The organism is Myxococcus sp. MH1, from assembly GCF_059738865.1.
On the sequence record NZ_AP026947.1, the window covers coordinates 1,219,068 to 1,232,598 of the forward strand.

The window sequence follows — 13,531 nt, forward strand, 5'->3', positions numbered from 1 at the left end:
CCATGGCCGAGCGCACCTACCGAATCCACGTCGCGGCCGAGCTGTCCGGGGTTCGGGTGGAGCTCATCCGCGCCTGGGAGCGGCGCTACGGCGTGCTCCAGCCGCTGCGCACGCCCGCCGGCTACCGCGTCTACACGGAGCGGGACGTGGCGCTGCTCAAGCGCCTGAAGAAGCTCACCGACGAGGGCGTGGCCATCAGCGAGGCGGCGAAGATGCTGCCGCAACTGCTCGCCGAGCTGGACGCGGCGAGCGTGGCCTCCGGGGAGGACCCGCTGACCTCGGGCTCGGGGCTGGACTTCTGGCGTGACGCGGCCCTGCTGGCGGCCGAGGCGTATGACCAGGGCGGCGTGTCCGCGGTGGTGGACGAGGTGCTGTCCGCGCTGCCCCCCCTCAAGGCCTTCGAGGGCGTGCTGGCCCCCCTCCAGCGCGAGGTGGGCGAGCGCTGGCACCGGGGCACGCTGACGGTGGCGCAGGAGCACCTGGTGACGCAGGTGGTGCGCGCGCGGCTGGTGAGCCTGCTGCATGCGGCGCCGCAGGGGGGGCGCAAGCACGCGCTGCTCGCGTGCCTCCCGGAGGAGGAGCACGAGTTGGGCCTGCTCGCCGTGGCCCTGCGCCTGCGCCACGCGGGCCACCGGGTGACGCTGCTGGGCCAGCGCGTGCCCGCCGTGGACCTGGGCCGTGCGGTGACGCGGCTGCGTCCGGACGTGGTGGGGCTGTCGGCGGTGAACAACCCCGGCGAGGCCGTGTTCGAGGCCACGCTCACCCAGGTCCTGCGCGAGCTGCCCCCGGGCATCCCCGTCTGGGTGGGCGGCGCCGCGGCGGTGGCCCACGCGGACCTGGTGGACCGGCTGGGCGCCCGGCTGTTCAGCGCCGAGGGCGACTGGGCGCGGCTGGTGGGTTAGCCCGGGACGGCCGCGCGCGTTGGAGCGTGGCGATGAGGCCCGCCTCCCCCACGGCCCAGACGCGGTTGCCCGAGCGCGAGGTGGAGACGGCGTGGAAGCCGGTGGAGCCCAGGGGCATCCACGTGCGCGCGCCGTCCACGGACAGCTCCGAGCCGGACGGGCCCACGGTGACGAGCGTGGGGCCCGGCGCGCCGTGCACCTGCGCGACGCACGAGCGATAGCCTGCGGGCCGTGTTCCCGGGGGCACCGTCCACGTCCTGCCCCCGTCCTTCGTGAGGGCCAGGTTGCCGGTGGCGTCCGTGGGACGCTGGTGGTTGCCGCCCACGGCGATGCCCTCGTGCTCGCTCCAGAAGAGCAGCGAGAAGATGCCGCCGCCGTCGCCCGTGGCCAGGGGCGTGGTCGCCACGCTCCAGGTCTTGCCGCCGTCGGCGGTGCGCACCACGCGGGCCGCCTTGCCGCCCAGGCCGAACCACGCCTGCCGGGGGGCTCGCACGGTGATGCTGGTGCCGCTGGCCGCGAAGCCCGCCTCGCCCGGCAGCGCGGGCGGGAGGGCCTCCGCGGGGAAGGGGGTCCAGGTGGCGCCGCCATCGGAGGTGGTGATGACGAGGAAGCGGCCCTGCACCGGGTCGCTGAAGGCCACGCCGTGGCGCTCGTCCCAGAAGGCCATGCCGTCGAAGAAGGCGCCGGGCGTGGTGTTGGTGAACTGCAGCCGCCACGTCTCGCCGCCGTCCTCCGTCTTGTAGATGCGGGACTTGTCGCCCTCGCCGATGGAGAGCAGGTACGCGGTGGTGGCGCTGAAGGCGTCCACGTCCCGGAAGTCCAGCGCCTCCGCGCCCGGCACCTTGCCCGGCCTCCACGTCTGGCCTCCATCCGTGGTGCGCACGAAGGTGCCCTGGTCTCCGCTGGCCCAGGCCACGCGGGCGTCGACGGCGCTGACGCCGCGCAGCCTCACGGAGGTGAGGCTCGGCTGGGTCTCCCACCGCATGCCCGCGCTCCCCACCGACAGCATCGCGGCCAGAAAGATGGCTCCCGTCATCATCCCTGAAGTCCTCCTCGTGAGGACGGGAGGCTAGCTCACGGCTGGGGCGGGGCCAGCGATTCGTTGGATTGGGAGTTGTTGAAGACGACGCTCTGGTAGCGCTGGGCCGCCTCCTGCGCGTTGTCGCAGATGGGCGAGCACTTGGACGCGGTCGAGACGTTGTTGGGGTCGCGGCAGTCGTTGATGACGTTGCCCTCGGAGTCCTCGATGGGGGGCTGCAGCTCCACGCACCCGGCCTGCAGGTGCTTCCAGCGCCAGTGGCTCAGGCACGCGGGGCCGTTCGTGTCCCACCCCGCCTCGAACTTCATGTCGGAGCTGCCGCCCGCCTCTGGCGCGGTGATGATGTTGGGCGTCAGGGCGTCCCATGGCTGGATGGGGGTGCCGTCCTGGGTGAAGGGCGTGCCGTTGCCGCAGTAGTCCGCGCGGGCCATGCGGGTGCAGGCCCAGTGGGCCTTCGTCACCGCGCCCGGCGAGGCGCCGTCGAGCCAGGGCTTGTAGCCCCAGCGGTAGCACTTGGCGAGCACGCCCGGGTCGCAGCCGAGGGTGAAGCTGTTGGGAGTCTCCTGGCGCGCGCCGCTCGCGTTGAAGTAGCCCTCCAGGGGCACGGCCCAGGCCCAGCCCACGGCGGGATTCGCGCCCGTCGTGCACAGGTCGACGGTGGTTCCGGACGGGGGCGTCACCTGCACGCGGTAGAGGAAGGTGGCGCCGGTGGCGTCCCAGATGCCGGGGGACTCGGGGATGGTGACCTGGTTGGCGTTGACGGCGTCCACGACTTCAATCGTGGAGTTGTAGTGCGCCGTCGAGAGGCTGCGCAGCTGCGTGCCGATGAGCTGCTTGCCGCGCAGCTCCTTGTGCTCCGCGGGGAAGCGGCCGCCGCTGGCCCTCGGCGAGGCGCTCCAGGGCTGCCCCGGGAGGTAGGGCCCCGCGAGCACGGTGAAGATGCCGCTCTTGGGACAGGTGAAGCGCACCGAGGGACATTCGAGGGGACAGCTGGGGTCGGGCTTCACGATGCCCTCGGACGAGCCGAGGTAGCCCTGGCGCGCGTGCTCACAGGGCTTCTCCCCCGCGCAGACGCGCAGGACGGGGCGACCGGTGCAGCTCCCGGTGGTGCCCGCGCACTCGCCGCTGTCGAGCGTGACGACGGTGTCCGGAGTGCACACGCCCTGGCCCTTCACGGTGAAGCCGCAGGTGCGCGCCGCTCCCGACTCGGCGCGCAGGAAGCAGGGGCTGAGGCTGGCGGTGGTGCCCGAGACGGCGAGCGGCATCTTCGCCGCGAGCTCTCCGCGGAAGATTCGCAGCAGCGCGGGGCGGCGGACGTTCTCGAAGAGGACGGTGGCGGGGTCGTAGAAGAACGAGCCGATGCTCGTGCCGTGGAGCTGGGTCCCCTGGGAGTGGGAGTCGTCGCCGTCGGCGCGGAAGTCCTGGACGGAGAGCTGGGGGGAGGCTTCCTGGGGGGGCAGGGGCTCGCAGGCGGCGAGCAGACACAGACACAGCGCGGATGACAGCAATCGCGAGACGGCGCTCATGCGAGGGACCTCGGGTTCGTTCAATCCATCCAGACGCGGCGCGGTGGAGCATCCGGCATGCCATGGACGGGGCAGGGGACACACGGTGCGTCACGGGGTCGGGGTGGCAAGGGCTGCCGGCAAGACTTGCCGGGGTCGGGCGAGGCTTGCCGTCCGGGCCTCAGGGCCGAGGGGTGGCGCACACGCGCAGGCCAGTGAGGGCCTCGCGTTGGGTGGGCTCGACGCGGTCCCGGTTGGCGGAGTGGGCGGTGAGGTCGCTCTGGTACCAGCTGCCGCCCTGGGCGGAGGGCTTGGTGGGGTCCACGCTGGAGCGGGTCCATTCCCAGACGTTGCCGGCGAGGTCATCCACGCCGAAGGGACTGCGAGAACCGGGGTGGCTCCCCACTTCGTCGGGGCCGAAGCCCCAGGGCTCGCGGCCGTAGGTGACGTCGTGGTTGGCGTCGTCGGGGGAGAGCCAGTCGCCGGAGGGGTAGCGGCGGCCGTCGGCGCCTCGGGCGGCGCGCTCCCATTCGTGCTCGGTGCAGACGCGGGCGCCGGGGACGCGGCCGGTGTGGTCCAGCCAGGCGACGTAGGCGAGGGCGTCCTCGAAGGAGATGGCGGACACGGGAAAGCGCAGCCAGTCCTGCTCGGCGCGGCGGGTGCGCTTGCCATAGCGGAGGGGCTCGCCGTCGAGGACGCTGTAGCTGGCGGAGGCGGGGCGCAGGTTGAGGCGCCAGCGGCCATCGGGTTCGCGGGTCAGGTCCACCACGGTGAGCCGGCGCCGGGAGCCCGGCATGCGCGCGGCGCGCTCCTCGGGGGAGAGGGTCTCGAGGAAGGCGATGTAGTCGCCGAAGGTCACCTCGTGACGGGCGATGAGGTACGCGCCGGTCTCGACTTCGTGGAGGGGTGGGGCGAAGAAGAAGGCGCGGCGCAGGTACTCGCTCTCGGACGCGCCTTGCAGGAAGCGGCCGGGCGGGATGTAGACGAAGCCCTCGGGGACCTGGGGGGGCTCCGGCAGGGTGAGTTCCTGGGAGAAGGATTCACCCGGGCGCAGGAGGACGGGGACGCGCACGGGGACGCGGCCGGGCGCTTCGATGAGGAGCAGGTGCGAGCCCGCGGGGAGCGAGAGGTCTCTCAGCGGTGTCTGGCCGAGGAGTGTGGTGGCGGACTGATTCGGCGGTGCGCCCGCGGGGCCAGACCGCGCGGCGATGTTCGACTCGCTCGCGGAGCCCTGCGCCTGGCTCTCCGTGCCTGGCGTCGAAGCAGGAGGCGCGAGGTCCGCGTTGTCTGCCGTTGGCTGCGTGCCGACCGGAGCGATGTTCGTATCGCTCGCGGAAGCCTGCCGCGGGCTCTCCGTGCTTGGCGTCGAAGCAGGAGGCGCGAGGTGCGCCTTGTCTGCCGTCGGCCGCGTGCCGACTGGCGCGATGTTCGTATCGCTCGCGGAGGCCTGCCGCGGGCTTTGCATGCTCAGTGTCGAGGCAGGAGGCGCGAGGTCCGCGTTGTCTGCCGTTGGCTGCGTGCCGACCGGAGCGATGTTCGTATCGCTCGCGGAAGCCTGCCGCGGGCTCTCCATGCTCGGTGTCGAGGCAGGAGGCGCGAGGTTCGCGTTGTCTGCCGTTGACCGCGTGCTGACTGTAGCGATGTTCGCTTCGCTCGCGGGCTCCGCACTCGGTGTCGATGTGGAGCCAGCGCGTGCATCCAGCAAGGTCACCCGTGCGCCTGGAGGCGACGTGATGAGGGAGATTCGCGCGGGCGCATCGAGCCGCCGCTGTCGCTGTCCTCCGGTGTCATAGGCGGCGAGCCGTGCGAGGAGCTGCGCACGCACCTCGGGCTGGCGCTGACGGTCCGCACGCTCCACGCGCTCCGCGAGCAGGTCCGCGAGCAGCTCGTTCAACCGGGTGCTTCCCGGGTCCAGTCCCCACGCCGTCTCGAGCGCGGCCTGCGCTCGGAGGCTGAGCGTCTCCACTGCCTGCTCTTCCTCCTGGACCTGTGTCCACAGCGCCTCGGCGGCCTCGCGATTCTGGGGGCCCGGCGTGTCGAACAGGGTGAAGGCGTCCTGTCTCATCTGCTGGGCTCGCGCATCCTTCGCGCGTGCTTCGTCGTGATGTCGCCGTGCTTCGCTCAGGTGTTGGGAGATGCGTGCGTCGAGCTGCGCGCGTGACTGGACCCGGGTGACGGCCACCACCGCCAGCAGGGCGAGCGGCGCGACGATGGCCACCGCCCAGCGGGCGACGCGGCGGTGGCGCACCACCTGCCTGGAGCGCGCGAGGAAGTCCTGCTGGAGGGCGGCTCCGGGAAGGACGTTCGCGGCAGCGGCCTCGGAGAGCTGTCGCTCCGCGTAGAGCAACTCCGAGGGACGTCCCAGTCGCTCCCACTCCGCCGCCGCGCGCGCGAGCCGGTGGCGGACGGCGCGATGCTGTTCGTCCTGTCCCAGCCATCCGCGCAGCGTGTCCCAGTGGGTCAGCAGGCTCTCGTGCGCGAGCGTGTACACGCCCTCGCCACTCTCCGCCTCGCTCGCCGTGAGCAGTCGACCGCGCACGAGCCCGTCCAGCACCGCGCGACCGGTGTCATCGTCGGGCCCGCGGAGCAGCTCGTCACGGGTGCGACGCAGCCGGGTCCCCTCGGAGGTGACCAGCTCGAGGAGCAGCTCCCGCGCCCGAGGTCGCTGCTCGGGTCTCAGCCGGTCCACCACCGCGTCCGCGTGCCGGGCCAGCGCGCCCTCCACGCCGCCGAGCGCGGTCAGCGCCGCCATCGGGATGATGCCGCGCGAGACGTCGCGTGCCTCCCACAGGGCCTCCAGGACGAACTGCAATGACGGCAGTCCCCCCTCGGCGCGCGTGGCGGAGGTGACGAGCGCATCGACCAGCTCGGTGGACTCGAAGGCCACGCCGAGCGCACGCGCGGGCCCTTCGACAGCGTCGCGCAGTCCGCGCTCCGTCAGTGCGCGAACGAGGTAGAGCGCGCGAGGCAGCTCGTCGCCCAGTCCCGGCAGGGCCACCAGTCGGGTGAGACAGTCGCTCCGCGCGGTGGCCAGCACCCGGATGCGAGGCACCCGGTGCAGCGCGAGCGCCAGCTCCTCGGCGAGTCGGGTGGCCTGCGTCAGCTCGGAGAAGGTGACGAACTCCTCGAGTTGGTCGATGAACAGGAGCACCGGATGGGCGCTCCTGCGGCGTCTGCGCAGCGCGCGAGCCAGGGCGCCCGGCTCCTCGTCGGCCACCTGTGACAGCAGTGCATCCGGGCTCTCATCGAGTATCGGTGCGAGCGCGACCGCCAATGACTCCAGGGGGCGCCGTCCAGGTGTCCACGAGACGATGTCCCACGACGTGTCACTCCCGGGGTCGGTGAGCGCGGGGAGGACGCCCGCGCGACACAGTGAGGACTTGCCGACGCCGGAGTCACCCGCGAGCAATACGAAGCGCTCGCCACGCAGGCGGTCCATCACCTCACGCAGCTCCGCTTCGCGGCCGAAGAAGACCGCGCGGTGCTCGGCCTCGAAGGCGCGCAGTCCGCGATAGGGATTGCCGGAGGGCAGGGGCGTCGCCTGCACGGGAAGGGACAGGGCTTCGAGGGCCTCCCGGAGCGCATCGCCGGAGTCGAAGCGCTGGTCTGCTTCCAGCGCGAGACATCGGTCCACGACGGAGGCAAACCCCGCCGGCAGGTCGAGCCGTTGTCCCTCGAGCAGCGGTGGGCGCTCGGCTGTCACGGCGCGGCCCAGCTCCGCGAGGGGCACGTGTTGATGGGGTGCGCTGCCTGTACACAGCTCGTGCAGCATGACGCCCATCGCGTAGATGTCGGTGGCGCGACTGGCGGGCTCGCCGCGCCAGAGCTCGGGCGCGAGATAGAGCGGCGTACCGGGCACGGTGAGCTGCGGCGCGCGATGCACGGGAGCGACCCCGTCCCTGGCTCCTCCAGGCGCCGAGTCGTCGCCAGGGCTCGCGGGCTGCATTGGCGCGCCGAGGCCCGGGCTCATCACGCGACGCGGTGACTCAGCGACTCGCTCGCCGAAGCCTGGCGCAACGCCGAACGCCGCTGGCGGATGCTCGAACCCTCCGCGTCCCGGAGCTGTCTCGCGCTCCGAGGGGCGAGCAGATACTGCCGGCGCATCGAGTCCCACCGTCATCGACGGATGTGCTGGCGTGCCGAGGTCCCGCGTCTTCCCAGGATGCTCCGGCTCGACGAAGCCAGGACTCATCGCGGGCTGCCCGGGCGAGTCGAGGCCCGGAGCCCGCGTCTCCATCACCGACGCCGGTACTCCCTCGTGAGGCTCCGCCGGAGCCATCGGCCGTGTCTCCACCTCCGGCTTGCGCACAGCGCGGTCCGAGTCGAGGTGACGGCGCTCGTCCCGTGTCGACTCGACGCGCGTGCCCTGCTCGGAGCCTGTTCCCCGGTCCGTATCCGGCGTCGCGCGCGGCCCCTCCTGCGCCACGCTGTACGAACGCCTGTCCCCCGACCACGCCTCCGCCAGCCCGAAGTCGAGCAGCTTCACCTCACCGTCCTCGGAGAGGATGGCATTGGCGGGCTTGAGGTCCCGATGCAGGACGCCTCGGCGATGCGCGGCCGCGAGCCCGCGCGCCAGTCCGATGGCGAGCGCCAGCAGCCGTCTCCCCTCGACCGGCAGACTCAGCGTGTCCAGCGTCTCGCCCCGGATGAGCTCGGACACGAGATAGGGCTGTCCGCGCACCTCGCCCACGCGGTGGATGGCCACCACGTTGGGGTGCTGCAGGCGCGCAATCGCCCGGGCCTCCTGGAAGAAGCGCGCCCGGGCCCCCGCGTCCGGCAACCGCCCCGCCGGCGTCGCGATGAACTTCACCGCCACCAGCCGGTCCAGCAGGGTGTCGCGCGCCAGGAACACCTGTCCCATCGCCCCGCGTCCGAGCGGCCGGAGCACCTGGTACTCCTCGAACTCGCGGGGCGGCTCCAGCAGCCCGGGCGGAGTGCTCATCCCGTCGGTGGGCCCCGGCGCGGGGCCCGCGGTTGGAGTCCGAGCTGCTTCAACTTGAACGAGAACGTCCGGATGGGCATCCCAATCAGCGCCGCCGCGCGCGTCTGCACACCCTCCGCCTCCTCCAGCGCCTCCTGCATCCGCCGACGCTCCAGCTCGCGAATCTCCTGCGCCAGCGGCAACCGCGCGCGTCGGGACAGCTCCACGGGCGCCGCCTCGGGAGCCACGGGCTCACCCACCGGCGCCCCCCGTCCGCCGCCGAGCATGCGCGCCGGAAGATGGTGCGGCTCCACGACGTTCCCCGTCACCGCCGCGGCCACGTAGTCCATCAGGTTGCGCAGCTCGCGCACGTTGCCCGGCCACCCATGCCGCGACAGCGCATGCATCGTCCCCGACGCCAGCTCCAACCCGGGGCGCCCGAGCGCCGCGCACGCCCGCTCCAGGAAGTCCCGCGCGAGCATCGGCACCTCGCGAGGCCGCTCCCGCAGCGACGGCAGCAGCACCGTGGCCGCGCCGAGCCGGAAGTACAAATCCTGTCGGAAACGCCCCTGCGCCACCTCCGCCTCCAAATCCCGATGCGTCGCCGCCACCACGCGGATGTCGATGGGCCGCTCCCGCGTCTCTCCCACGCGGGTGATGCGACGCACCTCCAGCGCGCGCAGCAGCTTGGCCTGCGCGGACGCGGGCAGCTCGCCCACCTCGTCCAGGAACACCGTGCCGCCCTGCGCGCTCTCCAACAACCCCACGCGCGCATGGGTCGCCCCGGTGAACGCGCCGCGCTCGTGGCCGAACAGCTCGCTCTCCACCAGCCCCTCCGGCAGCGCCGCGCAGTTGACCGGAACGAAGGGCCCACCCGCACGCCGGGACCAATGGTGCACGGCGAACGCGGCGTTCTCCTTGCCCACGCCCGTCTCACCGCGGATGAGCACCGGCAGCTCGCTCGCCGCCAGCCTCCGCAGCAGCGCATACAGCTGCGCCATCGCCGGGTCCGCCACCAGCACCACGCGCTCCGCCAGCGCCAGCCGCGTGACGCCCTCCGCCGCCGACGCGAAGCCTCCCGGCGCCGCCGTCTGCGCGGCCGTGCGCGCCGCGGCCACCAGCGTCTCCGCGTCACACCCATCCGACGGACACGTCGCCGCGCCCAGCCGAGCGCGAGGGCTCGCGGACAGCAGCGCCTCCACGCGCTCCCCCAACCCCTCCTCACCCGGCTCTCCGGCCACCTCGGGCAACAGCCACAGCAGGTGCCCCGCGTCGAGCCAGCCCGCCGCCTCCGCCGGGCCCGCCTCCGACGTCAGCACCGCCTCCACCAGCTCGCGCCCCCCCGGCTCGCCGAGCGCGAGCGCCAGCACCGTCAGCGGCCGGCCATACCGCAGCGCGCGCTCCACCTCCTCGCGCAGCCGCCCCATCAACCGCTCCGAGTCCAACGCGCGCCGCGCCGGCATGGGCCGATGCCGCGCGCGCACCACCGCCACCACCGCCCCGAAGGCGACCACGTCCCCGGACAACAGCGGCCGGGCATCGTCGATGGGCCGGCCGTTGAGGCTCGTCCCGTTCTGGCTGCCCAGGTCCACCACCCTCGGCCCCTCGTCCGTGACGAGGATGCGCGCATGTCGGCGCGAGACGCTCTCGTCCTTCAGTCGCAGGTCCGCCTTGTCGTCGCGCCCCACCAGCACCACGCCCTCCGCGGGCAGGGGGAAGCGCCACGACGACTCGCCCTCCAGCACCAGCAGGTACGCGGCGCTCGTCTCGGCGGACTCCAGGCCGGAGCCGAGGGGACGGGTGTCTCGGGCGCTGGGAGGCGGAGCGGACGACATCGAGCGGGCGTCCATGCTGGCACGCCCGTGTCGATTCGGGCAACTCGTGTGCGTCCTGGAAATCTGGAGCCACATGAAACCCAACCGGAGCCTGCTCACCGGCGCAGCGTCATGGGCAGGCGTTCACCGGCGCGCGACAGGTAGACGCGCGACGTCACGCGGCCCCCTTCGTTGTGCGGGCGGACCACCGTCTGTCCGCGCAGGCCCGGCACGCGGGAGAGCGACATGAGCAGCTCCGCCTGGGCATCGCTGCCCTCGTGCTCCACCTCCAGCGTGCACAGGTGGGTGCGGCACTCCACGCGGGTGAGCCGCGAGCCGGCGAAGTCCTTCCCCCGGAAGGACTCCGTGACGAGCGACTCGGTGCTCCCCGCCCACGCCGTGTCCCGAGGCTCGGTGTTCATCGCCACCTCCAGCTCCGCCTCCAGCTCCAGCACCCGCTCCTGGCGCCGCTGCTCGTGAACCACCATCGCCGCCTCCCGCGAGGGCGCGGAGTCCTCCGCTGCTGGCGCGTCCTCGCGCGTCTGGGGGGCCCCCTGCTCCAACGCGCCCGCGGAGGGCGGCTGCTCCAGACGCCCCTGTCGTTGACGCAAGGACTCCAGCTCCGCGCGCAGCGCGCGCACCTCCCGCTCCAGGTCCGCTGGGGTGTTGGCGGAAGCCCCGGCGGCCTCCACGGGCGCGGCGCCTCCCCCAGGCGCCTCCCCCTTCCAGCTCCAGACTCCCGCGGTGAGCACGACGGCTCCCGCCCAGCCCATCACTCCCCAGCGGACCTTGGACATGGCGGCTACTCCGAGATGTAGAAGCTGGAGAGCGCGGAGTTGTAGCCGGAGTAGGGCGCCGGCAGCTCACAGCGCAGGGCGATGAAGCCGTTCGAGGAGGCGAACGTCGTCGGCACGCTCAGGCTGATGGTCTTCGGGTTCGCGGTGTCGGCGCCCGACGTGCAACCCGAGTCGGAGGCGATGGCGCTGCCGTCGGGCTCCGTCACCGTGGCGGTGCAGCACACGTTCTCGGTGAGGTGGGGGTCCCTGGCGGTGACGAGGAAGGACACCGCCTCGTTGAAGCTGGGGATGGAGACGTTGCGCTGCACCGGGCACACCACCTCGAGCGCGCTGCCCGTCTGGTTGATGAGCCGGCCGCTGCGGAACATGCTGGGCGCGCTGAAGCCCGACACGGAGGTGCACAGCGCGCCCGCGTAGGTCGCCGGACCCGCGAACGTCGGCATCGCACCGAGCACCGCGAGCGCGGCCACGGACTGCTTGAACAGGTTCTTCGTCATGGAGGTCTTCCTCGTCGAGCGCGTCCCCCTCGAGCTGTCGCGTCATGCGCAACCTGGGGTGACGTGCTGACCGGGAGGAAGAGCAACGCGAGTGCCAGACAGTCTCGGCCCGGAGCGGCCCGCGAGCACGGCAAGTCTTGCCGGACTCCCGCGCGCGTCGGCCGGCAAGCCTTGCCTTCGGCCGGCGAACCTTGCCGGTGGGAACGACGAAGCCCCGGCCAGGTGCTGGCGCCGGGGCTTCGGGACTCACGACGCTGGGGGGACTACTTGCGCGCGGGCGCGCTGTGCGCGACGTGGCTCTGCGACTGGAGCGCCGGGGGCGAGGCGTTCAGCGTGCCCAGGTACAGCCGCCCGTGGAAGCCATCCGCGCGCGCCTCGCTGGCGAGCGCCACGCCGGGGCGCTGCTTCGAGGACTGCCGCGCCTGGAGCGTGGGGCTGATGCCGAAGACGTTGCACTCCACGTCGTCCCAGACGCTGTAGCGGCAGGCGAACTGGGTGCCGCGCTGGAAGCCCACGTCCAGCGCGCGCACGGAGGGCAGCGCCTTCGCCACGCGGGCGCCCATGGGCTCCAGGTCGCCGTCCCAGTCCACCTTGGTGGTGCGCGCGTGCACGCTGCCGGTGAGCACCAGCGTCCACGCCTGGGCGCGCTGGGCCTGGAAGGAGAGGAGGTTGGCGGCCAGCTGCGCCTCGCGCTCGTTGCCCTGCGCCTTGTCCGCGTCGATGGCGGCCAGCGCCACGTCCTTGCCGGAGGCGCGCAGGCGGCGGGCCTGCTCCACGAGCCACAGCATGGCGCGGCTGCTGCGCCCGTCCTGGTGCGCGCGGCGCCAGAAGGCGCTCTCCCGGAGCAGCTCCTGCGCGTCCTGCGACGTGCCCGCGCTGGCGAGGTAGCGCGTCAGCAGCGGCTGCTCGGAGGCGGGCACCGACAGGGCCAGCGTCACCGGCAGCCCCTGGGCGGTGGCCTCGCACAGCATGCGCAGCGCCGCGGAGGGCAGCTCCTGCGTGCCCAGCGGGTCCGCCATCAGCACCACCCCACCGGCCGACAAGAGCGACGTGGCGCCCTCCACCGGCTCGCCGCAGTCGGGGGTGGCGGCGGACGCATCACCGGCCTCGCCCCAGCCCTCCATCATCACCGAGCGCATGGACACCGGCGCGTTGCCACCCACCAGCTCCAGCGCGGGCACCATCTCCATCCGGGCCAGCAGCGTCTGCTCGACGTCCAGGTCCCGGTAGCCGCGCACGTAGCGGAAGCGCTCCAGGCCGGGCGCGTTGGGGAAGGGGTTGCGCATGGCGATGGTGCGCAGGGCGTTGTGCCGCGCGGGGGGCGCGCTCAGGTGGGCCTCGGACCGTGCGTCGAACGCGTGCTCGGTCTCCTCGAGCGACAGCTGGCTGTCGCGGCTCGTCATGTCGCCAATCTGCTTGGGCGTCTCCTCGATGAGGTTCTCCATCTCGGAATAGCTGAGGCGGAACACCCGGATGAGCGTCTGGCGGGGCCCCAGCCGCTCGCCCTTCACGTAGTAGCGCTCGTGATTGCGCAGGCCGTTGCGGTTCTTGCCGGGCTCGTGCGCGGAGGAGAACAGCTCCAGGCCGCCCTCCTTCTCCATCACGTCGTAGCGCTGCTCCTCGAGCACGCGCCGCGCCATCATCATCGCGTCCTCGGGGGGCGCCAGGTACACGGTCTCGTGCGTGGGCGTCTCGTACTCCCCCGTCTCGGGGTTCAACTGGGTGTCGAGCCCCCGGGTGAGGGTGGCACACCCCGCACACCCCAGGACGCCCATCAGCAAGCCGATTCGACGCATCACTTCCTCCGTGCAGCCCAGCGCATCCGGGCCGCGGTGTCTCGAGCTGGAACCGCGGCGGGAACGGCGGGGACACGGGGAGTATATCGCGGGGAAAGTCACCTCCCCAGCCGGTGGGGATGGGCCGTGCGGTGGGGGACACGCGGCCGCTCGGAGGGCGCCAGGCCTGTGCACCCGTCGACGGGGACGAACCGGCGCCCGTCCGGTGGCCAGCGGCCCCATGCACGCAGAGCGAGCGTTCGGCGGGCCTTCTTTGACGC

8 protein-coding genes are annotated in these 13,531 nt (G+C 72.8%); 1 reads left to right on the forward strand and 7 read right to left on the reverse strand.

Annotated features, from left to right (window positions below; all coding sequences use genetic code 11):
* The first annotated feature begins 2 nt into the window (after positions 1-2).
* Positions 3-902, forward strand: coding sequence for a MerR family transcriptional regulator (locus tag AC6JA9_RS05090; protein ID WP_223783583.1), 900 nt, complete (start codon positions 3-5; stop codon positions 900-902).
* Here the strand turns inward: AC6JA9_RS05090 and AC6JA9_RS05095 are convergent.
* The 7 genes from AC6JA9_RS05095 to AC6JA9_RS05125 form a co-directional block, all read right to left on the reverse strand.
* Positions 865-1,941: a WD40/YVTN/BNR-like repeat-containing protein gene (locus AC6JA9_RS05095; RefSeq protein WP_267698080.1), complete on the reverse strand. Its 1,077-nt coding sequence runs from the start codon at positions 1,939-1,941 to the stop codon at positions 865-867. The genes AC6JA9_RS05090 and AC6JA9_RS05095 overlap by 38 nt on opposite strands.
* 35 nt (positions 1,942-1,976) lie before the next feature.
* Positions 1,977-3,467, reverse strand: coding sequence for an ADYC domain-containing protein (locus AC6JA9_RS05100; RefSeq protein WP_223783581.1), 1,491 nt, complete (start codon positions 3,465-3,467; stop codon positions 1,977-1,979).
* A 160-nt stretch (positions 3,468-3,627) separates the two neighbouring features.
* On the reverse strand, positions 3,628-8,388 hold the full coding sequence (locus AC6JA9_RS05105; RefSeq protein WP_497959187.1) for an nSTAND1 domain-containing NTPase: 4,761 nt from the start codon (positions 8,386-8,388) through the stop codon (positions 3,628-3,630).
* The gene (locus tag AC6JA9_RS05110) at positions 8,385-10,202 is read right to left on the reverse strand and encodes a sigma 54-interacting transcriptional regulator (protein WP_497959188.1); all 1,818 of its coding nucleotides are present in this window, start codon (positions 10,200-10,202) and stop codon (positions 8,385-8,387) included. Before AC6JA9_RS05110 ends, AC6JA9_RS05105 begins: the two co-directional genes overlap by 4 nt.
* Before the next feature lie 95 nt (positions 10,203-10,297).
* On the reverse strand, positions 10,298-10,978 hold the full coding sequence (locus tag AC6JA9_RS05115) for a hypothetical protein (protein WP_497959189.1): 681 nt from the start codon (positions 10,976-10,978) through the stop codon (positions 10,298-10,300).
* Positions 10,979-10,983: 5 nt separating this feature from the next.
* Complete coding sequence (locus tag AC6JA9_RS05120) at positions 10,984-11,475, reverse strand: hypothetical protein (RefSeq protein WP_223745980.1); 492 nt, start codon at positions 11,473-11,475, stop codon at positions 10,984-10,986.
* Between the two features lie 263 nt (positions 11,476-11,738).
* Positions 11,739-13,271 carry a hypothetical protein gene (locus tag AC6JA9_RS05125; protein WP_223745981.1) on the reverse strand — a complete coding sequence of 511 codons (1,533 nt, stop codon included), beginning with the start codon at positions 13,269-13,271 and terminating at the stop codon, positions 11,739-11,741.
* Between the last annotated feature and the right edge of the window lie 260 nt (positions 13,272-13,531).